We start from the raw sequence: 26,607 nt of genomic DNA, 5'->3' as shown, positions 1-26,607 counted from the left end.
GACGAGGAAAGGAGAAGCGATGACCTCAACACAAGCGATTTTTGAAAAGGTTCAGAAAGTCAAGAAGACAATCAATACGGCCACAACGGCTGAGAAAAACCATGCTTTGGAAGAAATGGCAAGTCAGCTCTGTCTTTCTCGTGCTGACATTTTAGCGGCCAATGAATTGGATATGACCGCAGCTAAAGGTAGGATTTCAGATGTGATGCTGGACCGCCTCTATCTGGATGAGGAGCGGATTGCTGCCATGGAAGAGGGCATTCGCCAGTTGATTGACTTGGAGGATCCTGTAGGGCAAGTCTTGGAAAGGACCGAGCTTGATAACGGCCTTGTCATCAGTAAAAAGCGGGTGGCTATGGGCGTGATTGGGATTATCTACGAAAGCCGGCCTAACGTCACCTCTGACGCAGCGGCTCTTGCTCTAAAGAGCGGTAGTGCAGTCGTTCTTAGAAGCGGCAAGGATGCCTATCAGACAGCGCTAGCTATTGTCACAGCTTTGAAAGAAGGCTTGGCTCAGACGGAGATTTCGCCGGATTGTATCCAGTTGGTTACTGATACCAGTCGGGCTTCCGCCCAGGCTATGATGAAGGCCAAGAATTATCTGGATTTGCTCATTCCTCGCGGAGGTGCGGGACTGATTCAGGCGGTCGTAGAGAATGCGACTGTACCGGTTATTGAGACAGGTACTGGAATCGTCCATGTCTATGTAGATAAGGATGCTGATCAAGCCAAGGCGTTGGCCATTGTTGAGAATGCCAAGACCAGTCGCCCTTCTGTCTGCAATGCCATGGAAGTGTTGCTGGTTCACGAAGAGATTGCAGCTGCATTTTTACCACGTTTGCAAAAGATGCTGGTGACAGATCGTGATTCTGCTCAAGAAAACCCTGTTGAATTACGTTTGGATGAGAAAGCAGCTCAGTATATCTCAGCAACACAAGCTAAATCGGAAGATTTTGATACCGAATTTTTGGATTATATCTTAGCTGTCAAGCTGGTTTCCTCGCTGGAAGAAGCGGTGGAGCATATTGAAGCTCACAGCACCCATCACTCGGACGCCATTGTGACGGAGAATGAGGCAGCGGCAGCTTACTTCACAGAGCAGGTGGATAGCGCAGCAGTTTATGTCAATGCCTCAACCCGCTTTACAGATGGCGGTCAATTTGGACTTGGCTGTGAGATGGGAATTTCTACTCAAAAACTGCATGCCAGAGGTCCTATGGGACTGAAAGAGTTGACCAGCTATAAATACGTCATCCAAGGGACTGGTCAAGTGAGGAAATAATGATGAAAATTGGAATTATAGGTCTGGGAAATATGGGTGGCAGTCTCGCTCGCCTAGTTGCCCAAGATAAAAGATTTAGAAGTGAATTACTCCTGGCTAATCGCAGTCGTTTCAAGGCTGAAAAGATTGCTGCGGAAGTTGGTGGTCAGCCGGTCAGTAATAAAGAAGTTTTTGCTCAGGCAGAGGTGATTTTTCTGGGTATCAAACCAGCTCAATTTGCTGACTTGCTGGCTGAGTATCAGGAAGTTCTAGAAAAACGAGAGTCTCTTTTGCTGATTTCGATAGCTGCTGGGCTGACCTTGGAAACGTTGGGAAAATGGGCGCCTAGCCACCATCGCTGGATTCGGATGATGCCTAATACACCGGTAGCTGTAGGTGAGGGCGTTATTAGCTTTGCTTTATCCCAGCAGGCGAATCAAGCGGATGAAGACTTGTTGTGTGAACTTTTGTCTTCGGCTGGTCTTTTGGTCAAACTAGAGGAAAAACAGCTGGATGCTGCCACGGCACTTGCTGGATGTGGACCAGCTTTCGTCTATCTCTTTATAGAGGCTTTAGCGGATGCAGGTGTCCGAGTAGGACTCAGTCGCGATATATCCCTGCAGCTAGCCAATCAGACCCTCTTGGGTGCTGTTAAGCTAAGTCAGGTCAGTGGGCAACATCCTGCTCTGCTCAAAGACCAGGTCTGCAGTCCGGCCGGTTCGACCATCGCTGGGGTAGCCAGTCTGGAAGAAAATGCCTTTCGAGGAACGGTCATGGATGCCGTTCAAGCTGCCTACAAGAGGACGCAGGAGTTGGGGAAGAAGTGATTTAGATCTTCAATTTTTTAGATTATAGGAAAGGGTGTGGCTTGCGAGGACATTTTTTGTCATTGCAGGCTCACTCTTTTTTTCTTTGTTTAATATTCAAATAAGTCCTCTCTTTAAAACTGTGGTATAATAAGTACTATGCAAACCAAACCGACTTCTGCTTATGTGCACATTCCTTTTTGTACTCAGATTTGTTATTACTGCGATTTTTCCAAGGTTTTTATCAAAAATCAGCCGGTAGATAGTTATCTGGAGCATTTGATTGAGGAGTATGATTCTTACGACATCAAAAAGCTTCGTACCCTCTATATCGGTGGTGGGACTCCGACGGCTCTATCGGCGCCTCAATTAGCCTTTTTGCTGGAAAAGCTGACAGATAAGCTGGACTTGTCTTATCTAGAAGAGCTGACCATTGAAGCCAATCCTGGGGACTTGGACCGAGAGAAGATTGCTGTACTTAAAGACTCGCCTGTCAATCGTGTTTCGCTGGGTGTACAGACTTTCAATGACCGCATGCTTAAGCAAATTGGCCGTAGTCACTCGGAAAAGGACATCTACGAGAATATTGCCAATCTCAAAAAAGCAGGTTTTGATAATATCTCGATTGACCTGATTTATGCTCTGCCCAAGCAGAGCATGGAAGATGTGAAAACTAATGTAGCCAAGGCCATTGCTCTGGACATTCCTCACATGAGTTTGTACAGCTTGATTTTGGAAAATCATACGGTCTTCATGAATCGGATGCGGCGAGGGAAGTTGCCTCTGCCCAAGGAAGATTTGGAAGCGGAGATGTTTGACTACATTATAGCTGAGCTCGAAAAGGCCGGCTTTGAGCATTATGAGATTTCAAACTTTTCCAAGCCAGGCTTTGAGAGCCGTCACAACCTCATGTACTGGGACAATGCGGAATATTATGGTATTGGAGCGGGAGCGTCTGGCTATGTCGACGGTGTTCGCTATAAAAACCACGGCCCCATTCGTCATTATCTGCAGGCGGTGGAAGCAGGCAATGCCCGTGTGCAGGAAGAAGTGCTGACGCTGAAAGAAAAGATGGAAGAAGAAATGTTTCTAGGATTGCGCAAGAAATCAGGCGTGTCTAAAAAACGTTTTGAGGAAAAATTCGGTCTTTCCTTTGAAGACCACTACGGAGCTGTTGTGTCTGAACTGACTGATCAAGGCTTGCTAGTCCCGGACAGAGATATCGTGCGCATGACCAAACAAGGCCTCTTTTTGGGCGATACGGTTGCTGAGAAATTTATATTGGAGTAAATCATGGGCTTAACTTATCAAATGAAAATGAAAATTCCTTTTGATATGGCAGATATGAATGGCCATATCAAGCTGCCAGATGTTATCCTGCTATCCTTGCAGGTATCGGGGATGCAGTCGATTGAGCTAGGTGTTAGCGACAAGGATATGCTGGAGCAGTATAATCTGGTTTGGATTATCACGGACTATGATATTGATGTGACACGTCTGCCACGATTTGCAGAAGAAATTACTATTGAAACAGAAGCTTTGACCTACAATCGGCTCTTTTGCTACCGTCGCTTCACGATTTTTGATGAAGCGGGTGAAGCCATTATACAGATGATGGCAACTTTTGTTCTTATGGATCGGGATAGCCGCAAGGTTCGTGCCGTTGATCCGGAGATTGTAGCGCCATATCAATCAGAGTTTTCCAAGAAATTACTGCGTGGTCCTAAGTACCCTGACTTGGAAAATCCTGTCAGCAAGGACTATCATGTGCGCTTTTACGACTTGGATATGAACGGGCATGTCAACAACAGCAAGTATCTGGACTGGATCTTTGAGGTCATGGGTGCAGATTTCCTCACCCAGCACATTCCCAAGAAAGTCCATCTTAAGTATGTCAAGGAAGTCCGACCAGGCGGCATGATTGCTTCTAGCTACGACCTAGAAGGTCTGCAGAGCAATCACCAGATTTCCAGTGACGGCGAAGTCAATGCCCAGGCTTTGGTGACCTGGCAAGAGTTTAAACAAGAGAATTAGGAAGAGCAGACATGACTTATAAAGGATATTTGATTGATTTAGACGGGACGATTTATAAGGGCAAGAGCCGGATTCCGGCTGGTGAAGCTTTTGTGCATGAGTTGCAGAAGCGTAAGATTCCCTACCTTTTCGTGACCAATAATACCACGCGCACGCCAGAAGCAGTGCAGATCATGCTGGCTGAGAATTTCAATATTGAAACACCGATTGAGACAATTTACACAGCTACTTTAGCTACCATTGACTATATGCAGGAGAAAAATCTGGGCAAGAAAGTCTATGTTATCGGTGATGTTGGTCTTAAACATGCCATTGAAGAAGCTGGATATATAGAGGACACGGAAAATCCTGACTATGTAGTAGTGGGTCTGGACTGGGAAGTGGACTATGAGAAGCTGACAATAGCGACTCTGGCTATTCAAAAGGGTGCTCACTTTATCGGAACTAATCCAGATCTTAATATTCCGACAGAACGAGGTCTGCAGCCGGGAGCGGGTGCTATCAACGCCCTCTTGGAAGCAGCCACTCGGGTTGAGCCGACCTTTATCGGCAAGCCAAATGCCATCATCATGGAAAAAGCCATAGAGCATCTAGGACTGGCGCGTGAAGAAGTGGTCATGGTGGGTGATAACTATCTGACAGATATTCGAGCGGGAATTGATAATGGCATTCCGACGCTCTTAGTTACGACAGGCTTTACCCTGCCAGAAGAGGTGCCCAATCTGCCTATCCAACCGACGCATGTCTTGTCAAGTTTAGCGGAGTGGGACTTTGATGCGTGATAAGGTAAGATTTTTAGCCAGCGTCTTGTGCTTGTTGGCAGCAGCAATCTTGCTAACCATTTATCTGGCTTGGCTCTTATACCCGATAGAGATTTCTTATTTCAATTTGCCGGATAAGGTTTATTTGAAAGCAGAGACCATCCAGTATAATTTTAATATTTTGATGAATTACCTGACCAATCCTTTTAGTCAAAAGCTAGCGATGCCAGATTTTCGCTCGTCAGCAGCAGGATTGCATCATTTTCAGGCGGTCAAGTATCTTTTTCACTTGGCGCAAGCTATTTTTCTAGTCACTCTGCCTGCTTTGATTTTCTTTATCAAAAAAGTGGTCAAAAAGGGATTTTTAGGTCTCTACAGACGGGCTTTTCTTGTGATTACTCTTTTGCCACTTGCCTTAGGTGTACTGGCCTTTTTGATTGGCTTTAACAGTTTTTTTACACTCTTTCATCAAGTTCTCTTTGCCGGAGACAATACCTGGATGTTTGATCCAGCCAAGGATCCAGTTATTTGGATTCTGCCAGAAGAATTTTTCATGCACGCCTTTATTCTTTTTGCTTTGCTTTATGAGGGAATCTTTTTGACCTTGTATTTCCTGAGCAGAAAGAGTAAAGAGCAAGCTTAATATAGGAGATTTTATGTATTATATACCCGAACCTTTAAATCCTAAAAAAGATCTAGGACGATTTTCAGCGACTTGCTTTACTTATTTATGGGTTATGCTTGCTGCTGTCTTCATTTACGTATTTGTTGCCTTTTTTGCCATCATGCCAGGACAAGGTATGGACATTCAAAAGACGCAAGACATTGTTACCAAATTCATGGAAAAGGACGGCGGAGCCTATATTCTAGCTTCCTGTCTTGGTGTTCTTACTTTCACGGTGTCTCGAGGAAAGCAGCTCTTCAAATATGACCTTCGTCGTAAGGGGCAGAAGATGACTCCTAAAGTTTTCTTTTACATGATTTGCTTCCTATTATTCGCCCAATTATTTACAGCTGTTGTCAATCAGATGATGCAGACTATCATGCAACTCTTCAATTTAGATCTTTCTAGTATGGAATCAGGGAGCGGTGGTTCTGAGACACTAACCATGCTGATTTATTCATCCTTGATGGCTCCAGTTACGGAGGAAATCATTTTTAGAGGTGCTGGATTGCGAGCATTAGAGAAGCATGGAAAGGTTTTTGCCATTCTTTTGACTGCGATTTTGTTTGGCCTTTTTCACGAAAATCTTTATCAGTTTTATTTTGCTAGTTTGATTGGTTTAGGCTTTGGTTATATCGCTTTTGAGTATTCGATTATCTGGTCTATCATTTTTCATGCTCTCAATAACTTTGTCATAGCAGAAGGTATAGCTTTTCTTTCAAAAAAAGCTCCAGAGCCTATTGTTAACATCGTTTTTTATGGTCTATTAATCGCTGGCAGCACAGTATTTCTTTTGCTTTTAATCTTGAAGTGGCCAAAATTTAAGGAATACATTGACGCCAATCGTTCGCTCCCAGGGACCTACCGACAGGCATTTAAGTCAGTCTGGTTCTGGGTTCTGGTTGTGTTTACTTTTCTTGGAACTTTTCTGCCTGTCATGGCAGCCTATATTGTATCCTTAATCAATAATAGCTAATTGCCTTTTATTTGGCAGCTATGCAACGATATGAAAGGAGTTGGATGTAGTCCAGCTCTTTTTTTGTTCGATAAAAAGATAGAAATTGAAAGTTTTTGATAGAAAATGCTTGACATTGAAAAATAAAGAGGTATAATAATAATCGTAAACGATTTCAAAGGAGGTGCTTTATGCTGAAGTCGGAAAGAAAGCAAGTTATTCTAGAGACAGTCATAAGAGAAAAATTTGTTTCTCTAGACTATCTAGTACATGCTTTAAACACTTCAGAATCAACTATCAGAAGAGATTTGGATGAACTGGAGAGCGAGCATAAACTGCGACGAGTTCATGGTGGAGCCGAGAGCCTTCATTTTCTACAGGAAGAAGAGAGCAATCAGGAAAAATCTATCAAAAGCATTCAAGAAAAGACAGCTATTGCCAAAATGGCAGCAAGCTTGATTCAAGAGCATGATGTGATTTTTATTGATGCGGGGACAACCAATGAGCTTTTAGTCAATGAGCTGCATGATCCTAGAGTGACAGTGGTCACCAACTCCATTCACCATGCGACCAAGTTGGTAGAGCGCAATATCCCGACAGTCATAATTGGCGGAAAGGTCAAGCGTTCAACGGATGCCAGCATTGGCGGTGTGGCTCTGAATCAAATCGGTCAGTTGAATTTCGATAAGGCCTTTATTGGAATGAATGGCATTGACGACGGCTTCTTTACCACTCCAGATATGGAGGAAGGAGCTGTTAAAAGAGCGATTTTGGAGAACGCTAAGAAGACTTATGTCTTGGCTGATCTTTCTAAATTAGGACAGACGTCCTTTGTCAAGGTTGCTCCTCTCGCCAAAGCAAGCATTATTACTAATCAAAATGAATCAGAAGTGATTCAAGCGCTCAAAGAAAAAACGGAGGTGATTGAAGTATGATTTATACTGTCACACTAAACCCTTCCATCGACTATATTGTTCGTCTGGACAAGGTCCTTATAGGAAGCGTCAATCGGATGGACAGTGACGACAAATTCGCTGGCGGGAAGGGAATCAACGTTAGCCGAGTTCTCAAACGTCTAGGTATTGAGAATACAGCGACTGGTTTTATCGGTGGTTTTACTGGCAAGTTCATCACAGATACTCTGGAAGAGGAAGGAATCTCAAGCCATTTTGTAGAAGTTGAGCAGGATACTCGTATCAATGTCAAGATTAAAGCAGATGCTGAGACAGAAATTAATGGACCTGGTCCAGAAATTTCCAGTCAGAAACTAGAAGAACTTGAGAAGTTCCTTTCTTCTCTGACCTCAGAAGATACGGTAGTCTTCGCAGGCAGCAGTCCTAAAAATCTAGGAAATGTTGTCTACAAGGAGTTGATTGGCCTGACCAGAAAGACAGGAGCGCAAGTCGTCTGTGACTTTGAAGGCCAGACGTTGCTTGATTCATTAGAGTTTGAGCCGCTCTTGGTCAAACCTAATAACCACGAACTAGGTGATATTTTCGGAGTCAAGCTCGAAAGCTTGGATCAGATTGAGAGTTATGCCCGTCAAATCTTAGACAAGGGTGCCCAACATGTCATCATTTCCATGGCTGGTGACGGTGCCTTGCTGGTAACTCGAGAGGGTGCCTATTTCGCTAAACCTATCAAGGGCAATGTGAAAAATTCTGTTGGTGCTGGCGACTCTATGGTGGCTGGATTTACCGGAGAGTTTGTCCGCTCTGGTGATGTTATTCAAGCCTTCAAATGGGGAGTGGCCTGCGGAACAGCAACCACCTTCTCAGATGATTTGGCGACAGCTGATTATATAAAAGAAATCTATGAAAAAGTAGAGGTAGAAAAAATATGAAAATTCAAGACTTACTAAGAAAAGATGTGATGTTGCTAGACTTGCAGGCAACAGAGAAAAAAGCTGTTATTGAAGAAATGATTCAGAGCCTAGTGGATCATGGCTATGTAACAGACTTCGATACTTTCAAAGAAGGGATTTTGGCTCGTGAAGCCTTGACTTCTACAGGCTTGGGTGATGGAATCGCTATGCCTCACAGCAAAAATACTGCAGTGAAAGAAGCGACTGTCCTTTTTGCCAAGTCAAATAAAGGCGTCGATTATGAAAGTTTGGATGGCCAGCCAACTGACCTTTTCTTCATGATTGCAGCTCCAGAAGGTGCTAACGATACTCACTTGGCTGCCTTGGCTGAATTGTCCCAATACCTGATGAAGGATGGTTTTGCGGATAAATTGCGTCAAGTGACTTCGCCTGATCAGGTGATTGAGCTTTTTGACCAAGCTTCAGAAAAAGCGGAAGAACCTGCTGTTGTCGAACCTGCCAATGAGGGGGGAGACTTCCTTGTAGCTGTAACAGCTTGTACGACAGGGATTGCACACACCTACATGGCTCAAGAGGCTTTACAGAAGGTTGCAGCTGAAATGGGTGTCGGCATCAAGGTTGAAACCAACGGTGCTAGTGGTGTTGGGAATAAGCTGACAGCAGAAGATATTAAAAAAGCTAAAGCTGTTATCATCGCGGCAGATAAGGCCGTAGAGATGAATCGCTTTGACGGCAAGCCGTTGATCAATCGTCCAGTTGCAGATGGTATTCGTAAGACAGAAGAACTCATCAATCTGGCCCTTTCTGGAAATGCTGAGATTTACAAGGCTGCCAATGGTGGCGGTACGGCAGAGTCTAGTAATGAAAAACTTAGTCTGGGTGGCGCTTTTTACAAGCACTTGATGAGCGGTGTTTCCCAAATGTTGCCATTCGTTATTGGTGGTGGTATTATGATTGCCATTGCATTCTTGCTGGATCAGATCTTAGGTGTACCAAAAGATCAGCTTTCTAATCTGGGAAGTTATCATGAGATTGCAGCGCAGTTTAAAGCAATTGGTGGAGCGGCCTTTGGCTTCATGTTGCCAGTATTAGCTGGTTATATCGCATACTCAATCGCTGAAAAGCCAGGTCTGGTTTCTGGTTTTGTAGCTGGAGCAATTGCGAGCAGCGGTGCATCATTTGGTGGTGTAGCTTACGCTGAAGGCGGTCAGAAAACTCTTGATTTAGTTGGTGTATCATCTGGTTTCCTTGGAGCTTTGGTAGGCGGCTTCTTAGCTGGTGGTATCATCCTTCTCCTTCGTAAGCTTCTTGCAGGTCTGCCTCGCTCACTTGAAGGTATCCGTTCAATCTTGCTCTTGCCTCTTCTGGGCGTTCTTGTGACTGGATTTGTGATGTTGGCGGTCAATATTCCAATGTCAGCAATCAATACAGCCCTGAATGATTTCTTGGCAAGTCTGAGCGGAAGCTCTGCTGTCCTTCTTGGTCTCTTAGTCGGTGGTATGATGGCTGTCGATATGGGTGGACCGGTCAATAAGGCTGCTTATGTATTTGGTACTAGTACACTGGCAAGCACTGTTTCAACTGGTGGTTCGCCAGTTATGGCAGCAGTTATGGCAGCAGGTATGGTTCCGCCTTTGGCAGTATTTATTGCAACTCTTTTGTTCAAACATAAATTCACTGAAGAAGAACGCGATTCAGGTTTGACAAACATTGTCATGGGACTGTCTTTCATCACAGAAGGAGCTATTCCTTTTGGAGCTGCTGACCCAGCTCGTGCTATTCCAAGCTTTATCGTCGGTTCCGCTCTTACAGGTGCTCTTGTAGGCTTGTCTGGTATCAAGCTCATGGCTCCTCACGGAGGAATCTTCGTTATTGGATTGACAAATAATCCAATCCTTTACTTGGTATATGTATTGATTGGTGCAGTAGTCAGCGGTATTATCTTTGGTTACCTGCGCAAACCACTTAAAAAATAATATCTAAAAGAATCTCGCTTGTCAGTGAGATTCTTTTTTGTGTTCCAGCCTGCAAATTTTAGCATGGAAACTTCGCTCGATATATGGTATAATGGGCCTATCGCATATTTTTAGGAGAATAAAAATGAACATACAGCGCGAAAAAGAATTTGTTAGTCAATACCATTTTGACGCCCGGAATTTTGAATGGGAAAAAGAAAATGGAACACCTGAAACTAAGGTTGATGTGAATTTCCAATTGGTCAAAAGAGATGTTGAAGCCCACACGACTTCATTGATTGTGATTTTGACCTTTATGATTGTTTTTGAGAATTTTGTTATCAGCGGAACTATTTCGCAAGCCAACCACATTCTCGGTCGTCTTATTGAGGAACCGAGTGAATTCGACCACGATGAAGTAGAAGAGCTTGCTCGGCCATGCTTGACCATGCTTAACCGCTTGACTTATGAAGTGACAGAAATTGCTCTGGATTTGCCAGGCATTAATTTGGAGTTTTAATTATGAAGTTAGCGGTTATCACAGATTCATCGGCCTATCTGCCGGCTTCCCTGCTGGAGAATGAAAATCTTTTCGTCTTGGATATTCCGGTCGTGATTGCTGGTGAGACTTATGTCGAAGGTAGAAACCTAACAGCTAGTGAATTTTATGAAAAAATGGCTCAGTCAGATGAATTGCCCAAGACCAGTCAGCCTAGCATTGCGGACCTAGAAGAGATTCTTACTATTCTAGACGGAAAAGGCTATACCCATGTTCTGGGACTCTTTCTATCTAGCGGAATTTCTGGTTTTTATCAAAACATTCAGTATCTGAAAGATGAGTTTCATGGTTTGCAAATTGCCTTTCCAGATTCTAAGATTACCAGTGCACCGCTCGGTATCATGGTTCAATCTGCTCTAGAGTGGGCAGAAGAAGGACTAGATTTTGAAACAATTTTAGCTAATGTTCAAAAGCAGATTGATGGCACCAGCGCCTTTATCATGGTGGACGACTTGGATCACTTGGTCAAAGGAGGACGCCTGTCTAACGGTGCAGCTATTCTGGGAAATCTGCTCAGTATCAAGCCTATTCTGTATTTTAACAATCATGGTGTGATAGAGGTTTTTGAAAAGATTCGGACGGAGAAGAAGGCTACCAAGCGTATGCTGGAACTCGTCCAAGAAAGAACAGCGGGCGGTGCTTATCAGATTATGGTTATCCATGGGAATGCGCCAGAAAAAGCAGCTGAGCTTCAGCAGAATCTGCTAGACAGTGGTATTACTGGTGAAGTTCCTATCGTAACCTTTGGCAGCGTCATCGGGACGCACTTGGGTGAGGGCAGTGTTGCATTGGGTTATATCCCTGTGATCTGATTGCTTGAAAGTCTGAGCTTGTCTCTGTAAGGAGGAAAAACATGAGTATCAAAGTTATTATTGCTGGTTTTAAGGGGAAAATGGGCCAAGCAGCCTATAAAATGGTGACAGAAGATCCTGAACTAGAATTAGTTGGGCTGCTGGATCCTTTTACAAATGAAAAAGAAGTGGCCGGTGTTCCTGTCTTCAATGCCAAGGAAGAATTGGCTGGACTGGAAGCCCATGTCTGGGTTGATTTTACAACCCCTAAAGTAGCTTATGACAATACTCGTTTTGCTCTGGAGCAGGGATTTTGCCCAGTGGTCGGAACGACAGGTTTTACTTCAGAGCAGTTGCAAGAGTTGATCACACTGTCTAGGGAAAAGAAGCTAGGTGGATTGATTGCACCAAACTTTGCTTTGGGGGCTGTTTTGCTGATGCAGTTCGCAGCTCAAGCAGCCAAGTATTTCCCAAATGTAGAAATCATTGAGCTGCACCATGACCAGAAAAAAGATGCACCGAGTGGAACAGCTATCAAGACAGCTGAGCTCATCAGCCAAGTCAGACCAAGCAAGCAGCAGGGAGCTGCTGATGAGGAAGAGTCTATAGTTGGCGCCCGCGGAGCCGATTTCGATGGCATGCGTATCCATTCGGTTCGCTTGCCAGGTCTGGTTGCCCACCAAGAAGTAATCTTTGGCAGCCAGGGAGAGGGATTGACGCTGCGGCATGATTCCTATGACCGCGCTTCCTTTATGACAGGAGTTAATCTTGCCATTAAAGAAATTGTCAAACGCTCAGAATTAGTCTATGGATTGGAACATTTACTATGAGATTAGAAACTCTGCCTTCTGAATTTCAGGAGGCTTTGCCAGTATTAGAGAAGATAAAAGCGGCTGGCTTTGAAGCTTATTTCGTTGGGGGTTCTGTTCGAGATGCCCTTTTGCAGCGACCTATTCACGATGTGGATATCGCTAGCTCCAGCTATCCTGAGGAAACCAAGCGTATCTTTGACCGTACGGTTGATGTGGGGATTGAGCATGGAACCGTCTTGGTTCTGGAAAATAACCGTGAATATGAAGTGACGACTTTCCGGACTGAGGATGTCTATGTGGACTACCGCAGGCCCAGCAAGGTTTCTTTTGTGCGTTCTTTGGAAGAAGATCTCAAGCGGCGCGATTTCACCATCAATGCTCTAGCATTGGATGAAAACGGCCAAGTTATTGATCTTTTCCAAGGCTTGGATGACTTGGAAAATCAGATTTTGCGGGCAGTTGGAACTGCTGCAGAGCGTTTTAATGAAGATGCTCTCCGTATCATGCGGGGCTTTCGTTTTCAGGCTGCCTTGGATTTTGACTTGGAGCAAGATACTTTTGCAGCTATGAAAGATTGTGCTCCCTTGCTGGAAAAGATTTCGGTTGAACGAATTTTTATCGAGTTTGACAAGCTCTTGCTGGCTCCGTTTTGGCGCAAGGGTTTAGAGGCACTCTTGACAAGCGGTGCCATAGAATTTTTGCCAGATTTGAAGGGGAGCAGAGCTAAGTTAGAACGGCTCTTTGACTTGGCTTCAGATTTTCGCTTTTCAGCATCTGAACAGGCTTGGGCAGCCCTTTTACTGGCTTTAGATGTGCAAAATGTCAAAGGTTTTCTGAAAAAATGGAAGACTTCTCGTGAATTTGCCAAGAAAGTAGAAGACTTGGTTGAGATTGCGGCCATCCGCTCAGAACGAGACTTGACCAAGCGCGACTGCTATGACTATGATATTGACTTATTGCTACAAGCAGAAGAGCTTCGGCAGGCGCAAGGTTTGGCAGTTGATTTCTCTGCGATTCAGAATCTTGATGCTAGTCTAACTATTCATAACAAACAGGAAATGGTGGTTAATGGTGGTATGCTGATGCAGGAGTTCGGCTTTGAGCCTGGACCAAAACTGGGTCAAATTCTGAAAGAGTTGGAACACGCTATTGTAGACGGCTGCTTACCTAATGAACTAGAGGCCATTTACGCCTATATCAAGGAGAAAAAATGAGCGATTTTATCGTTGACAAGCTAACCAAATCAGTAGGAGATAAGACTGTTTTTCGGGATATTTCCTTTATCATTCATGATCTAGACCGGATTGGTCTGATTGGTGTCAATGGAACAGGAAAGACAACGCTCCTGGATGTCTTGTCGGGCAAGTCGGGCTTTGACGGAGATGTTAGCCCTTTTTCTGCTAAGACAGGCTATAAGATTGCATATCTGACTCAGGAGCCTGATTTTGATGAGGAGCAGACGGTACTTGACACTGTTCTATCAAGTGATTTACGGGAAATGCAGTTGATTCGAGAATATGAGCTGCTCCTGACGGCTTATGATGAAAGCCAACAGTCAAGACTAGAAGCGGTTATGGCCGAGATGGACTCGCTCCATGCTTGGGAAATCGAAAGTCAGGTCAAGACGGTTCTGTCCAAGCTTGGTCTGACTAATCTGTCACTTAAGGTTGGTCAGTTATCAGGAGGTCTTCGTCGCCGAGTTCAGCTGGCTCAGGTTCTCTTAGGTGATGCCGATTTGCTCTTGCTGGACGAGCCGACCAACCACCTAGATATTGATACCATTGAATGGCTGACGCATTTCTTGAAAAATTCAAAGAAGACCGTGCTTTTCATCACCCATGATCGCTATTTCTTGGATAATATTTCGACACGGATTTTTGAGCTGGATGGCGGTCGCTTGATTGAATACCAGGGAAATTATCAAGACTATGTCCGTCTCAAGGCAGAGCAGGATGAGCGGGATGTGGCCTTGCTTCATAAGAAGCAGCAGTTATACAAGCAGGAGCTTTCCTGGATGCGACGGCAGCCTCAGGCTCGGGCAACCAAGCAACAGGCTCGTATCAATCGTTTCCATGACCTCAAGAAAGATTTGGCAGGCCAGACGACTGACAGCAATCTGGAAATGAACTTTGAAACCAGCCGTATCGGTAAGAAGGTTATCGAGTTTCAAAATGTAGACTTTGCTTATGACCAAAAGCTTATTCTCTCTCAATTTAGTCTTTTAATCCAGAACAAGGACCGAATTGGGATTGTCGGAGATAACGGTGTTGGTAAGTCGACCTTGCTCAATCTGATTGCCGGTAAACTTCAGCCTCAGGCTGGTCAGCTCATTATCGGAGAGACAGTTCGAGTGGCTTATTTCTCTCAACAGATTGAGGGCTTGGATGAGTCTAAGCGAGTCATCAATTATCTGCAAGAAGTGGCTGAGGAGGTCAAGATTGGCAGTGGAACGACTTCCATTGCAGAGCTCTTAGAGCAATTTCTCTTCCCTCGTTCTACTCATGGGACTTTGATTGAAAAGCTATCTGGCGGAGAGAAAAAGCGCCTTTATCTGCTCAAGCTTCTTTTGGAAAAGCCGAATGTCTTGCTTCTTGACGAGCCAACCAATGATTTGGATATTGCAACTCTGACGGTACTGGAGAACTTTCTGCAAGGGTTTTCCGGGCCAGTTATTACAGTCAGCCATGACCGTTATTTCCTGGACAAGGTAGCCAGCAAGATTTTGGCTTTTGAGGATGGAGTGATCAGAGAATTTTTCGGAAATTATACAGATTACTTAGACGAAAAAGCCTTTCTGGCAGAACGCTCTGCTATTTCTCAAAAGACTGAAAAGGAAAAATCTACCAAGGTGCGCGAGGAGAAAAAGCGCATGACCTACTTTGAAAAGCAGGAGTGGGAGTCTATTGAGGCCGATATCGAGGCGCTTGAGGAGCGGATTTCTGAGATTGAAGCGGCTATGCAGGAGAATGGATCTGACTTTGCTCGCCTGTCTCAACTCCAGCAAGAATTGGATGAGCAGAATGACAAGCTGCTGGAAAAATACGAGCGCTATGAATACCTAAGTGGGTTAGACGGATGAAAGAAATAGTGTTTAGTCAGAGCAGGTTGAAAATATTCATTTTAGCTATATTGGCGAGCGCTTTTGCTGTCTTTATGACTGCAGTTCTTGTATTACCATCTAAAAATGGATACCTATTATTCGACTCCAATATTTCCGTGATTGAAAAAATGTTTTTAGTGATAGGTACAATTGTTTTTGATTTTCTCTCTATTTTAGTATGGATTTTTTTGTTTAGAGATAAACGTTTTCTTCGTCTAACGGAACAGGGGTTTTACTTTAACCCCCTTCTTTTTAGAGAAGTTTCGTTTTATAGTTGGGAAGAAATCCAGAGGATAAACTATAGAATTGAACGTATTCGACATTATGCAAAATATCAATTATTCAATAAGAGTCATATTTTGACGATTTGTTTTCATTCAGTGGATCCTGCAGTTTTGAAGAGAAGTAGGCTTGCTTCTAGAAAGAACAAAAAATACAAGTTTGGTATTCCTGAACCGTTAGAAATTACTCTTATGTTACTGAAAAAAGAGAAACCAAAATATATTTATGAAACGATGATGGATTACCATAATCAATGGCGAGCAAGTCAGAAGGATATTTAAGGTGAAGATATAGTCCGAACAGTTTCATATACTGTTAATCTAAAACCTTTAGAGATGAAACGGAGGCATCTATGAAACTAAGATTGGAAAATACTGACTCAAAGAAAATACAGGAACTGGGAAATTTAATCAGATCCTACAATCAATCTAAGAGGGAGCCCTCCAAAAGCGAACCTCTTAACATCTATGTAGAAGATGAACAAGGAAATCTGCTAGCCGGTATGTCGGCCGAAACTTTTGGGAATTGGCTGGAGATTGAGTATTTGTATGTGAGCGAAGATTTACGAGGGCAAGGCATAGGATCAGAAATACTGTACAGGGCTGAACAGGAAGCTAGGGAAAGGAAATGCAAATATTCATTTGTAGATACGTATCAGTTTCAAGCACCGGATTTTTATAAGAAGCACGGCTATACAGAAGTGTTTGCGCTGAAAGACTATCCTTATACTGGTGAAAGATATTATTATACAAAAGACTTGTGAGTTTACTTTGGGAATAAAGAAGAATTCGATTTTCACTTTTCTTTATGCAAACCTTTTCCTTACTGAAAAAATCTGATATAATGATGATAAATAAAACACAGAGGAGAACATCATGTCGAAAAAAATAATCGGAATTGACCTTGGTGGAACATCTATTAAGTTTGCTATTTTGACTTCAGAGGGCGAAATTCAGGAAAAATGGTCCATTAAAACCAATATTTTGGACGAAGGTAGCCACATCGTAGATGATATGATTGAGTCAATCCTGCATCGTTTGGACTTGCTTCAGCTTTCAGCAGAGGATTTTATAGGGATTGGTATGGGCTCGCCAGGAGTAGTTGACCGTGAGAAAGGGACTGTTATCGGTGCTTACAATCTCAATTGGAAGACGCTGCAGCCGGTCAAGGATAAGATTGAAAAAGCGACAGGGATTCCTTTCTATATTGACAACGACGCTAACGTTGCTGCTTTGGGTGAACGTTGGATGGGCGCTGGAGAAAACCAGCCTGATGTAGTATTCATGACACTAGGAACAGGTGTTGGCGGAGGAATTGTTGCAGAAGGTAAGCTCTTGCACGGGCTTGCTGGAGCAGCAGGAGAGTTGGGTCACATCACTGTTGACTTTGATCAGCCGATTCAATGTACCTGTGGCAAGAAGGGCTGCCTAGAGACTGTTGCATCTGCGACTGGTATTGTCAATCTGACTCGCCGCTATGCTGATGAGTATGCTGGTGATGCTGAGTTGAAAAAACTGATTGACAACGGTGAAGATGTCAATGCAAAAGTTGTCTTTGACTTGGCGAAAGAAGGCGATGAGCTTGCTCTGATTGTCTATCGCAATTTTGCTCGCTATCTAGGAATTGCCTGTGCTAATATCGGCTCTATCCTTAACCCATCTACAATTGTTATTGGTGGCGGAGTATCAGCTGCGGGTGACTTCTTACTTGATGGCGTGCGCAAGGTTTATGAAGAGAATAGCTTCCCGCAGGTTCGTACTTCAACCAAGTTGGCCTTGGCTACTCTTGGAAATGATGCTGGCGTTATCGGGGCAGCTTCATTGGTATTACAATAATTCTACAAGTATGCTTTATTTGTTCTCCTGCAGAATGGTCTGTAGGAGAATTTTTATAGAAAATTTGCTATACTAGAAAAAGCTCACTGAACGAAGGAGAAATCATGACGCTAGCAGATACGATTTTCAAAGAGAATATTAAAAAAATTATGGAGCAAGGTGTTTTTTCTGAAAATGCTCGTCCGCGCTACAAGGATGGAAATGTGGCTAATTCCAAATATATCACTGGTTCTTTTGCGGAATATGATTTGAGCAAGGAAGAGTTCCCAATCACGACTCTGCGCCCTATTGCTATCAAGTCTGCCATTAAGGAAGTCCTTTGGATCTATCAAGACCAGTCTAATAGCTTGGAATTGCTCAATGACAAGTATAATGTTCACTATTGGAATGACTGGGAAGTTGGCGATACGGGTACTATCGGGCAGCGCTACGGAGCTGTTGTCAAGAAGCATGATATTATCCATAAAATTCTCCAACAGCTGGAAGCCAATCCTTGGAATCGTCGCAATATCATCTCTCTCTGGGATTATGAAGCTTTTGAAGAAACAGAAGGCTTGCTTCCATGTGCTTTTCAGACCATGTTTGACGTTCGACGTGTAGATGGAGACATTTATCTGGATGCGACTTTGACTCAGCGCTCAAATGATATGTTAGTTGCTCACCACATCAATGCTATGCAGTATGTGGCTCTGCAGATGATGATTGCCAAGCATTTTGGATGGAAGGTCGGCAAGTTCTTTTATTTTATCAATAACTTGCATATCTATGACAACCAGTTCGAGCAGGCAGAAGAGTTATTGCGCCGGGAACCTAGCGACTGTCAGCCACGACTTGTTTTAAATGTGCCGGATAGGACCAATTTCTTCGATATCAAAGCAGAAGATTTTGAGTTATTAGACTATAATCCAGTTAAACCTCAGCTGAAGTTTGATTTGGCTTTTTAACGATTTTGATAAGTGTATGCGAAAACTGCCAACCTCTGCAAAAGTTCTGCTTGAATCATACTTTAAACATGCCTTTTTACAGCAAATTTGATAGAATAGAGTTACTAATACAAAGGATAAAAGGATGACAAAGAAGATTATTGCCATTTGGGCTCAGGCAGAGGATGGTCTGATTGGAAAAGACAAGGTCATGCCTTGGCATCTCCCGGCAGAATTGCAGCATTTTAAAGCAACGACGACTGGACATGCTATTTTAATGGGCCGAGTGACATTTGATGGTCTGCAGCGTCGCGTTTTGCCAAATCGAATCAGTTTGATTTTGAGCAAGGACAAGAACTATCAAGTTGACAATGAGAATGTCTTGCTGTTCAGCAATGTGGAAGATGTCTTGGATTGGTACCACAAGCAGGACAGAAACTTGTATATTATCGGCGGAGCGCAAATTATCAGGGCTTTTGAGCCGTATTTGGGAGAATTGATTCAGACTCAGATTGCTGCTAAGCTTGAAGGAGACACCTATTTCCCTGAGACATTTGACTGGGCTCCTTATCAGGAAGTTAGCAGTGAATTTCATGCCAAAGATGAAAAGAACCCTTATGATTTCACTATAAAAAGATACCAAAGGAAGGACTCGTAAGAATGGAACGTAGTATTTTTGGTTTTTTTACGGCCTTTTTATGTGTCATTTGTCTTATTTGTGCCGTTCAAACCTTTCGGAAAAAGCGGTTTGGACTGGCGGCTTTATTTTTGCTGAATGCTTTTACAAATCTTGTAAATTCCATTCATGCTTTTTATATGACACTTTTTTAACATGTATGAAAGAAAATAAATAGATTTAGAATTTTAGAATTGGAGTAAACAATGCCTACAAGTCGTAATGATGATATGATGGTTTTTTGTTCTTTCTGTGGGAAGAATCAAGATGAGGTGCAGAAGATTATTGCTGGTAACAATGCCTTTATCTGTAATGAATGTGTGGAACTGGCACAGGAGATCATCCGTGAAGAGCTAGCTGAGGAAGTGCTGGCAGATCTATCTGAGGTACCAAAACCTCAGGAGCTGCTGAATATCTTGAACCACTATGTTATCGGGCAAGACCGAGCTAAGCGTGCCTTAGCAGTAGCGGTCTATAATCACTACAAGCGTATTAACTACCACGACAGCCGTGAAGAAGAAGATGTGGAACTGCAAAAGTCAAATATTTTGATGATTGGCCCAACCGGATCTGGTAAAACCTTCTTGGCGCAGACTCTGGCTCGCAGTCTTAATGTGCCTTTCGCCATTGCGGACGCAACAGCTCTGACTGAAGCTGGTTATGTCGGAGAAGATGTTGAAAATATCCTTCTCAAGCTTTTGCAGGCGGCTGACTTTAATATCGAGCGTGCTGAGCGCGGGATTATCTATGTCGATGAGATTGACAAGATTGCTAAGAAAGGCGAAAATGTCTCTATCACCCGTGATGTTTCGGGTGAAGGAGTTCAGCAAGCTCTGCTGAAGATTATCGAAGGAACAGTAGCTAGCGTACCGCCGCAAGGTGGACGCAAGCATCCGCAGCAGGAAATGATTCAGGTTGATACTAAGAACATTCTCTTCATTGTTGGCGGTGCTTTTGACGGTATCGAAGAAATCGTAAAACAGCGTCTGGGTGAGAAAATCATTGGTTTCGGTCAGAACAACCGAGCAATCGACGAAGATAGTTCCTATATGCAGGAAATTATCTCAGAAGACGTCCAAAAGTTCGGGATTATCCCAGAGTTGATTGGTCGTTTGCCTGTTTTTGCTGCTCTGGAGCAACTAACAGTTGATGATTTGGTTCGGATTTTGAAAGAGCCTAGAAACGCCCTTATTAAGCAGTATCAGGCGCTTCTATCTTATGATGATGTTAAGCTTGAATTTGACGAAGATGCTCTGCAGGAGATTGCCAATAAAGCGATTGAACGTAAAACAGGTGCACGCGGACTTCGATCAATCATTGAAGAAACTATGATGGATGTCATGTTTGAAGTTCCAAGTCAGGAAAATGTCAAGCTTGTCCGCATTACCAAAGAAGCAGTAGATGGAACAGATAAGCCTATTCTAGAAACTGCCTAACGAGGTGCTTATGGAAATCAATACACACAATGCTGAGATTTTGCTGAGTGCAGCCAATAAATCGCACTACCCTCAAGATGATATTCCAGAGATTGCCTTAGCTGGCCGATCAAACGTTGGAAAGTCCAGCTTCATCAACACACTTCTCAATCGTAAGAATTTAGCGCGAACTTCTGGAAAACCTGGGAAAACTCAGCTGCTAAACTTTTTCAACATTGATGATAAACTGCGTTTTGTCGATGTGCCAGGTTACGGCTATGCCCGTGTTTCCAAAAAAGAGCGTGAAAAATGGGGCCGGATGATTGAGGAGTATCTGACCAGTCGTGAAAATCTCAGAGCGGTTGTCAGCCTTGTTGATCTTCGTCATGATCCGAGCGCAGATGATGTGCAAATGTATGAATTTCTGAAATATTATGACATTCCAGTTATTCTAGTAGCGACCAAAGCTGATAAAATCCCTCGCGGAAAATGGAATAAGCACGAGTCAGCTATTAAGAAAAAGCTGGACTTTGACAGAAATGATGATTTCATTCTTTTTTCCTCAGTCACCAAGGATGGCTTAGATGCTTCTTGGGACGCGATTTTGTCAAAAATTTAATAATACGAATTAAATCCAACTCAAAAAACGAGTTGGATTTTTTGAAATAAAACGAAAAATGTCATATACTTGTAAATTATCAATAGTGTTTTTTAATCTTTAGTATGTTACAATGGTATCATTAATATCTTATTCAGGAGAAGTGCTGTGAAAAAGAGAATTTCAAAAAAAGGTAAGAGAATCCTTTCAGCTTTATTCATCATGACAACAACAATTGCTGTTGGCTTCGTCTTGGCAAAGCATATTAATCCTGCTAGTGCCAATAATAGCGACCAGCAACCTATGAATCAAACAGACTACTTCATCTCACAAATCGGTGAGCCAGCGCGTCAGTTGGGACAGGACAATGATCTTTATGCTTCTGTTATGATTGCCCAGGCTATTTTAGAAAGTGGCTCAGGACAGTCTGGTCTGTCAGGTGAACCTCATTATAACCTTTTCGGTATCAAAGGTCACTATGATGGCCAATCTGCTAATATGGAGACTTGGGAAGATGATGGAGAGGGAAATGCCTACACCATCAACGATAGTTTCCGTTCATATCCTAGCTATGTAGAATCTCTGCAAGACTATGTTGCAGTGCTCAAGCAAGGCCATTTTGCAGGTGCATGGAAGAGCAATGCGCCAACCTATCAGGATGCAACAGCTGCCCTAACCGGTGTCTATGCGACAGATACTAGCTATAATGCTAAATTGAATTATATTATTGAAAAATATGATTTGACTCGCTTTGATTCGCCACTCTCTGAGTCTGGTGCTGGCTATATCGTTTACAATCCCTATCGTCAGCAATACACTACTCAAGATATCTTGGACGTGGATACTGCTTGGGCGAATAGATTTTAATAAAGACAACAAAAAAAGAGGGAGACCTCTTTTTATGTTTAATCGTAGATTTTAGGAGTATTTCATGGGAAAATTTAAAGATTTGCTTGACAAGCAAGAAATTATTATTTTAGATGGAGCCTTAGGTACAGAGTTGGAAAGCCGGGGTTATGATGTATCTGGTAAGCTTTGGTCCGCTCAATACCTATTAGACCAGCCTCAGATTATTCAAGATGTGCATGAAAGCTATGTGAGAGCTGGCAGTGACATCATCACTACGTCCAGTTATCAGGCCAGCATTCCAGCATTTATTGAGGCAGGACTGGCTCCTGAAAAGGCTTATGATCTTTTGAAAGAGACAGTCTTCTTAGCACAAAAGGCAATCGAAAATGTCTGGCAAGAATTATCTCCAGAAGAGCAAAAGCAGCGACCCTATCCTCTGATTGCAGGCTCGGTAGGGCCTTATGCTGCATATTTAGCTGATGGTTCGGAGTATACGGGAGACTACCAGCTGAGCGAGGGAGAATTCCAAGAGTTTCACCGTCCGCGTATTCAAGCTTTGTTAGAAGTAGGCTGTGATTTATTGGCTATTGAAACCATTCCAAATGGGGCAGAAGCGGCAGCAATCCTCCGACTTTTAGCTGAGGAACTTCCGCAGGCTGAGGCCTATTTGTCCTTTGTTGCCCAGTCGGAGAATGCCATATCAGATGGCACTAAGATTGAGGAATTAGGAAACTTGGCTCAAGAAAGTTCACAAGTCTTGGCAGTTGGTTTTAACTGTACAGCTCCACATTTAATTGCTCCGCTATTAGATGGGCTTGGACAAGTGTGCAACAAACCTTTTCTGACCTATCCAAATTCTGGCGAAACTTATAATGGCTTGACCAAGACTTGGCACGACGATCCAGAGCAGGAGCGGAGCTTGCTGGAAAATAGTAAACTTTGGCAAAATCAAGGAGTGCGTCTTTTTGGTGGTTGCTGCCGAACACGGCCAGAAGATATTGCTCAGTTAGCAAAAGGATTAAAGGATTGAAAATAAATTTTCAATCCTTTTTTAGAAAATTTAAAAAGGTTCTCGAAAACGCTATCAAAAGCAAGAACTTTGTGATATACTATACATAGTTTAAATTAATAGGAGAATTTTTTATGCCTGAATCGACATTTATCCCTAAAATTGAAGCAGCTTGCCGCAAGAAAGAAGCTTTGTTTGATACAAGCAAGGCCAAGTACGCCGTCCGTTCCATCTTTGCTGGGGCTTTCCTAACATTTAGTACTGGTGCTGGAGCTATTGCGGCAGATTTGACGAATAAGATTGTTCCAGGAACTGGGCGTTTTCTCTTTCCTTTCATCTTTGCTTGGGGATTGGCTTACATTGTCTTTCTAAATGCAGAGTTGGTGACTTCCAACATGATGTTTCTGACTGCTGGTACCTTTTTGAAGAAGATTGACTGGAAAAAAGCTTTGGTGATTTTGCTTTATTGTACCTTTTTCAATCTGATTGGCGCCTTGATTGCCGGCTGGCTCTTTGCTAACTCGGCTGCTTATGCGGGACTTAGCAAAGATAGTTTCATTTCTGGTGTTGTGCAGATGAAGCTTGCTCGATCTAATGAGCTGATTTTGCTCGAGGGAGTCTTAGCCAATATCTTTGTTAATATTGCTATTCTTTCTTTCGTTCTGGTCAAGGATAGTACAGCTAAGCTCTTCTTAGTTATATCAGCCATTTATATGTTTGTATTCCTGACTAACGAACACTTGGCAGCCAACTTTGCTTCCTTTGCTATCGTGAAATTCAGCTCAGCAGCAGCGGAAGTGCAAAATTTTGGTATTGGAAATATCCTACGCCACTGGGGCGTAACCTTTATCGGTAACCTCATCGGTGGTGGCCTACTCATTGGTTTGCCGTACGCTTGGTTTAATAAAAAGGAAGAACATTACGTAGATTAAAATGCAGCCTTGGGGCTGTATTTTTTTGAAAAAATATTTGGATTTTACACTTTAAAGGTCTAATTTAAACCAAGTTTAAATTCCTTTCAGTTCTTTAGTACGATCTTTGACTAACTTTCTAGTCTCTTTTTTAATGTTCATTGCCTATCAATCTCTAATATCTAAGCAAAACAGTTGACAGAATTATCGAAGTTTGTTAAATTAATTTGGTATATTATGTAATCAAAAGGAGATGTTATGAATAAGATTACTATTCAGTCACCAGATGGAAGAAAAGTCAAAACCTTGTCACCATCCTACTCTATTACAACGTTACTATTTAGTTTTTTTGTCCCGCTTTTTCGAAAGGACTGGAAATACTTTGGTATTATTTTAGGTTCTTTCTGCGCTTTGCTTGTTATTGCTGTGCTTTTCATTCCAGAAGATTTGTTAAAGCCAACTGGAACAGCCTTTAATTTCTTTTGGACTTTTTTCTATAATCGTTTTTGGATAAAAGATCGTGTTTTCAAAGATGGATGGCTGCCTGCAGATGAAGAAAGCAGAAGTCTACTTAAAAAGACTTTTCCTAATATGCCATAAAACTACTGGAATAAATTTTTTCTATGATAAACAAAGTTACATACACAAGAGGGGGAATGCGATATAAAAGGAGATAAAGAATTGAGTTTAGGAGGAACTGTGGGAAGTGGGAAAAAGATTTGAGTTTTCGCCGCTTAGAGCTAGAATTTTGATGATGATTGGTCCAGTAATAAGTGCTATCTTCTTTGGTTTATATTCGTGTAGTTTTATTTATTATACATTAAAAGAAGGATTATCATTTTGGCTAGATATGATTCGTGATAATTTTATGTTTATTCTTTTCTTTATTTGGATCCATATGAGTTTAGTCGAGTCTATCTATAGAATGATAAAAAATAATCTTCTGTTAAACAGCAATATTCAGGAATTGAGAGGTTGTTACCCTGAGCTTGAAGATAGCTGGGACTATCTCAACGATGCGGACTACCTTGACAAAGATTTGCAAGTTTTGGTTCATGGCGATCATCTCATTTGTTACAGGACATTTGATATTGTCTACCTACCAGAATGTTCTAAGATAGGTGCATTTATGAAGGCGTCTGTTTTTCGTCTTTCCCGTTTTCGTGAGGTAAGACGAGTTCATTTTTCTGCATGGTACCTTGATGGCAGTGAATCTGAACTCCGGACAGATGAGTTGCGAAAGTTTATTGGAATGAATCAGAATGCTCATAAAGATGCCTTATTTGATTATATAAGAGAGAACTTTGATTATATTGAACTCGAAACTTTCGACTTTCGACTAAGGGAAAGAAGTAGATATTAGTCAAGTAAGCGATTTGCAGAAAATAATGACTAAATTTAAAAAGATTGTATAAAAAGCTTGCAATCTTTTTTTTCTTTTGCTATAATTATCAATGGTTTGAAAAAACTGCCTAAGACAGTAGGGGAGCTCGACTCATAAAGATCCTACCGAGGACAAAACGTATCATGTAAAAAGAAGCGTATTGTACTTTCGTGTCTAGGTTTGGGCGCGTTTTTCTTTTGGAAAATTCCCCAAGCAAAATAATTACGGAGGTGAAACACTAAATGAGTGAAGCTATTATTGCTAAAAAAGCGGAACTGGTTGACGCAGTTGCTGAGAAAATGAAAGCTGCTGCATCTATCGTCGTTGTTGACGCTCGTGGTTTGACTGTTGAGCAAGATACCGTTCTTCGTCGTGAGCTTCGTGGAAGCGAAGTTGAGTACAAAGTTATCAAAAACTCAATCTTGCGTCGTGCAGCTGAAAAAGCTGGACTTGAAGACCTGGCATCTGTTTTTGTTGGACCATCTGCAGTAGCATTTTCTAACGAAGATGTTGTTGCTCCAGCGAAAATCTTGAACGACTTTGCTAAGAACGCTGATGCACTTGAAATCAAAGGTGGTGCAATTGAAGGCGCTGTCGCATCAAAAGAAGAGATTCTTGCACTTGCAACTCTTCCAAACCGCGAAGGACTTCTTTCTATGCTCCTTTCTGTACTTCAAGCGCCAGTTCGCAACGTTGCACTTGCTGTCAAAGCAGTTGCAGACAACAAAGAAGACGCAGCTTAATCTTAAGCTACGCAGCGTGGCCTAGCTACGAAAAAATATTATAAATTTAAAAATTATTTGGAGGAAATAACAATGGCATTGAACATTGAAAACATTATTGCTGAAATTAAAGAAGCTTCAATCCTTGAATTGAACGACCTTGTAAAAGCTATCGAAGAAGAATTTGGTGTAACTGCAGCTGCTCCTGTAGCTGTAGCTGCTGCTGGTGCTGGTGAAGCTGCCGCTGCTAAAGATTCATTCGATATCGAATTGACTGCTGCTGGCGACAAGAAAGTCGGCGTTATCAAAGTTGTACGTGAAATCACTGGTCTTGGCCTTAAAGAAGCTAAAGAACTTGTTGATGGTGCACCAAACGTTATCAAAGAAGGCGTTGCTGCAGCAGAAGCTGAAGAACTTAAAGCTAAATTGGAAGAAGCTGGAGCTTCAGTTACTCTTAAATAATAGAGTTTCCAATCATAG

General features: G+C 42.6%; 30 protein-coding genes and 1 other annotated feature. All 30 genes read left to right on the top strand.

Translation table 11 applies throughout. The features are described from left to right. Window positions 1-19: 19 nt before the first annotated feature. The 30 genes from J1C91_RS06370 to rplL all read left to right on the top strand — a co-directional run bounded on the left by J1C91_RS06370 (window position 20) and on the right by rplL (window position 26,589). Entirely contained in the window at window positions 20-1,282 is a 1,263-nt protein-coding gene (locus tag J1C91_RS06370; RefSeq protein WP_125438765.1) for a glutamate-5-semialdehyde dehydrogenase, read from the top strand. Between the two features lie 2 nt (window positions 1,283-1,284). Then, on the top strand, window positions 1,285-2,088 hold the full coding sequence (gene proC / locus J1C91_RS06365; protein ID WP_125438763.1) for a pyrroline-5-carboxylate reductase: 804 nt from the start codon (window positions 1,285-1,287) through the stop codon (window positions 2,086-2,088). A 138-nt stretch (window positions 2,089-2,226) separates the two neighbouring features. Then, complete coding sequence (gene hemW, locus J1C91_RS06360) at window positions 2,227-3,357, top strand: radical SAM family heme chaperone HemW (RefSeq protein ID WP_125438761.1); 1,131 nt, start codon at window positions 2,227-2,229, stop codon at window positions 3,355-3,357. A 3-nt stretch (window positions 3,358-3,360) separates the two neighbouring features. Then, a complete protein-coding gene (locus J1C91_RS06355) occupies window positions 3,361-4,101 on the top strand; it encodes an acyl-[acyl-carrier-protein] thioesterase (RefSeq protein ID WP_125438759.1) in 741 nt (246 codons plus the stop codon). An 11-nt stretch (window positions 4,102-4,112) separates the two neighbouring features. Further along, a complete protein-coding gene (locus J1C91_RS06350; RefSeq protein ID WP_002921399.1) occupies window positions 4,113-4,883 on the top strand; it encodes a TIGR01457 family HAD-type hydrolase in 771 nt (256 codons plus the stop codon). Beyond that, on the top strand, window positions 4,876-5,505 hold the full coding sequence (locus J1C91_RS06345; RefSeq protein ID WP_125438756.1) for a TIGR01906 family membrane protein: 630 nt from the start codon (window positions 4,876-4,878) through the stop codon (window positions 5,503-5,505). Before J1C91_RS06350 ends, J1C91_RS06345 begins: the two co-directional genes overlap by 8 nt. Window positions 5,506-5,518: 13 nt before the next feature. After that, complete coding sequence (locus J1C91_RS06340) at window positions 5,519-6,502, top strand: CPBP family intramembrane glutamic endopeptidase (protein ID WP_125438753.1); 984 nt, start codon at window positions 5,519-5,521, stop codon at window positions 6,500-6,502. A gap of 170 nt (window positions 6,503-6,672) precedes the next feature. Continuing rightward, window positions 6,673-7,416 (top strand): DeoR/GlpR family DNA-binding transcription regulator, encoded by a 744-nt coding sequence (locus J1C91_RS06335; RefSeq protein WP_049547385.1) that lies wholly within the window; start codon window positions 6,673-6,675, stop codon window positions 7,414-7,416. Next, window positions 7,413-8,324 carry a 1-phosphofructokinase gene (pfkB, locus tag J1C91_RS06330; protein ID WP_002906648.1) on the top strand — a complete coding sequence of 304 codons (912 nt, stop codon included), beginning with the start codon at window positions 7,413-7,415 and terminating at the stop codon, window positions 8,322-8,324. The genes J1C91_RS06335 and pfkB overlap by 4 nt, the downstream gene beginning before the upstream one ends. Further along, window positions 8,321-10,282, top strand: a complete 1,962-nt coding sequence (locus J1C91_RS06325; RefSeq protein ID WP_125438749.1) for a PTS fructose transporter subunit IIABC — start codon at window positions 8,321-8,323, stop codon at window positions 10,280-10,282. The genes pfkB and J1C91_RS06325 overlap by 4 nt, the downstream gene beginning before the upstream one ends. 124 nt (window positions 10,283-10,406) lie before the next feature. Further along, entirely contained in the window at window positions 10,407-10,781 is a 375-nt protein-coding gene (locus J1C91_RS06320; protein WP_125438747.1) for a DUF1149 family protein, read from the top strand. Between the two features lie 2 nt (window positions 10,782-10,783). Further along, on the top strand, window positions 10,784-11,632 hold the full coding sequence (locus tag J1C91_RS06315) for a DegV family protein (protein ID WP_002909829.1): 849 nt from the start codon (window positions 10,784-10,786) through the stop codon (window positions 11,630-11,632). A 41-nt stretch (window positions 11,633-11,673) separates the two neighbouring features. Next, window positions 11,674-12,441 carry a 4-hydroxy-tetrahydrodipicolinate reductase gene (dapB, locus tag J1C91_RS06310; protein WP_002909828.1) on the top strand — a complete coding sequence of 256 codons (768 nt, stop codon included), beginning with the start codon at window positions 11,674-11,676 and terminating at the stop codon, window positions 12,439-12,441. Continuing rightward, window positions 12,438-13,637, top strand: coding sequence for a CCA tRNA nucleotidyltransferase (locus tag J1C91_RS06305; RefSeq protein WP_002909827.1), 1,200 nt, complete (start codon window positions 12,438-12,440; stop codon window positions 13,635-13,637). Before dapB ends, J1C91_RS06305 begins: the two co-directional genes overlap by 4 nt. After that, window positions 13,634-15,502: an ABC-F family ATP-binding cassette domain-containing protein gene (locus J1C91_RS06300; RefSeq protein ID WP_002909826.1), complete on the top strand. Its 1,869-nt coding sequence runs from the start codon at window positions 13,634-13,636 to the stop codon at window positions 15,500-15,502. The genes J1C91_RS06305 and J1C91_RS06300 overlap by 4 nt, the downstream gene beginning before the upstream one ends. Beyond that, complete coding sequence (locus tag J1C91_RS06295) at window positions 15,499-16,086, top strand: hypothetical protein (protein WP_002909825.1); 588 nt, start codon at window positions 15,499-15,501, stop codon at window positions 16,084-16,086. The genes J1C91_RS06300 and J1C91_RS06295 overlap by 4 nt, the downstream gene beginning before the upstream one ends. A 71-nt stretch (window positions 16,087-16,157) precedes the next feature. After that, window positions 16,158-16,568, top strand: coding sequence for a GNAT family N-acetyltransferase (locus J1C91_RS06290; RefSeq protein ID WP_002917316.1), 411 nt, complete (start codon window positions 16,158-16,160; stop codon window positions 16,566-16,568). Window positions 16,569-16,680: 112 nt separating this feature from the next. Continuing rightward, window positions 16,681-17,640: an ROK family glucokinase gene (locus tag J1C91_RS06285; protein WP_002917315.1), complete on the top strand. Its 960-nt coding sequence runs from the start codon at window positions 16,681-16,683 to the stop codon at window positions 17,638-17,640. Window positions 17,641-17,744: 104 nt separating this feature from the next. Beyond that, entirely contained in the window at window positions 17,745-18,584 is an 840-nt protein-coding gene (locus J1C91_RS06280; protein ID WP_125438745.1) for a thymidylate synthase, read from the top strand. A gap of 124 nt (window positions 18,585-18,708) precedes the next feature. Continuing rightward, window positions 18,709-19,221 carry a dihydrofolate reductase gene (locus J1C91_RS06275; protein WP_002917312.1) on the top strand — a complete coding sequence of 171 codons (513 nt, stop codon included), beginning with the start codon at window positions 18,709-18,711 and terminating at the stop codon, window positions 19,219-19,221. 2 nt (window positions 19,222-19,223) lie between these two features. Continuing rightward, window positions 19,224-19,394 (top strand): hypothetical protein, encoded by a 171-nt coding sequence (locus J1C91_RS06270; protein ID WP_002895584.1) that lies wholly within the window; start codon window positions 19,224-19,226, stop codon window positions 19,392-19,394. A 51-nt stretch (window positions 19,395-19,445) separates the two neighbouring features. After that, window positions 19,446-20,675 carry an ATP-dependent Clp protease ATP-binding subunit ClpX gene (gene clpX / locus J1C91_RS06265; RefSeq protein ID WP_002895582.1) on the top strand — a complete coding sequence of 410 codons (1,230 nt, stop codon included), beginning with the start codon at window positions 19,446-19,448 and terminating at the stop codon, window positions 20,673-20,675. Window positions 20,676-20,685: 10 nt separating this feature from the next. Then, entirely contained in the window at window positions 20,686-21,273 is a 588-nt protein-coding gene (yihA, locus tag J1C91_RS06260) for a ribosome biogenesis GTP-binding protein YihA/YsxC (protein WP_002906637.1), read from the top strand. 147 nt (window positions 21,274-21,420) lie between these two features. After that, entirely contained in the window at window positions 21,421-22,119 is a 699-nt protein-coding gene (locus J1C91_RS06255) for a glucosaminidase domain-containing protein (RefSeq protein WP_002909820.1), read from the top strand. A 64-nt stretch (window positions 22,120-22,183) separates the two neighbouring features. Beyond that, complete coding sequence (gene mmuM, locus J1C91_RS06250) at window positions 22,184-23,131, top strand: homocysteine S-methyltransferase (RefSeq protein WP_125438743.1); 948 nt, start codon at window positions 22,184-22,186, stop codon at window positions 23,129-23,131. A gap of 113 nt (window positions 23,132-23,244) precedes the next feature. After that, window positions 23,245-24,042 (top strand): formate/nitrite transporter family protein, encoded by a 798-nt coding sequence (locus J1C91_RS06245; protein WP_002909818.1) that lies wholly within the window; start codon window positions 23,245-23,247, stop codon window positions 24,040-24,042. Between the two features lie 237 nt (window positions 24,043-24,279). After that, on the top strand, window positions 24,280-24,621 hold the full coding sequence (locus J1C91_RS06240) for a hypothetical protein (RefSeq protein WP_002906630.1): 342 nt from the start codon (window positions 24,280-24,282) through the stop codon (window positions 24,619-24,621). Between the two features lie 106 nt (window positions 24,622-24,727). Continuing rightward, window positions 24,728-25,384, top strand: a complete 657-nt coding sequence (locus J1C91_RS06235; RefSeq protein WP_002909817.1) for a hypothetical protein — start codon at window positions 24,728-24,730, stop codon at window positions 25,382-25,384. 90 nt (window positions 25,385-25,474) lie between these two features. Next, window positions 25,475-25,610 (top strand) — a sequence feature (ribosomal protein L10 leader region). 37 nt (window positions 25,611-25,647) lie between these two features. After that, window positions 25,648-26,148: a 50S ribosomal protein L10 gene (gene rplJ / locus J1C91_RS06230; RefSeq protein WP_002897628.1), complete on the top strand. Its 501-nt coding sequence runs from the start codon at window positions 25,648-25,650 to the stop codon at window positions 26,146-26,148. A 72-nt stretch (window positions 26,149-26,220) separates the two neighbouring features. Beyond that, window positions 26,221-26,589 carry a 50S ribosomal protein L7/L12 gene (gene rplL / locus J1C91_RS06225; protein ID WP_002900419.1) on the top strand — a complete coding sequence of 123 codons (369 nt, stop codon included), beginning with the start codon at window positions 26,221-26,223 and terminating at the stop codon, window positions 26,587-26,589. Window positions 26,590-26,607: the final 18 nt, after the last annotated feature.

It is taken from the genome of Streptococcus sanguinis (assembly GCF_050222175.1).
In the GTDB taxonomy this organism is placed as follows: domain Bacteria; phylum Bacillota; class Bacilli; order Lactobacillales; family Streptococcaceae; genus Streptococcus; species Streptococcus sanguinis_M.
This window is presented reverse-complemented; position numbering and strand designations above follow the sequence as displayed.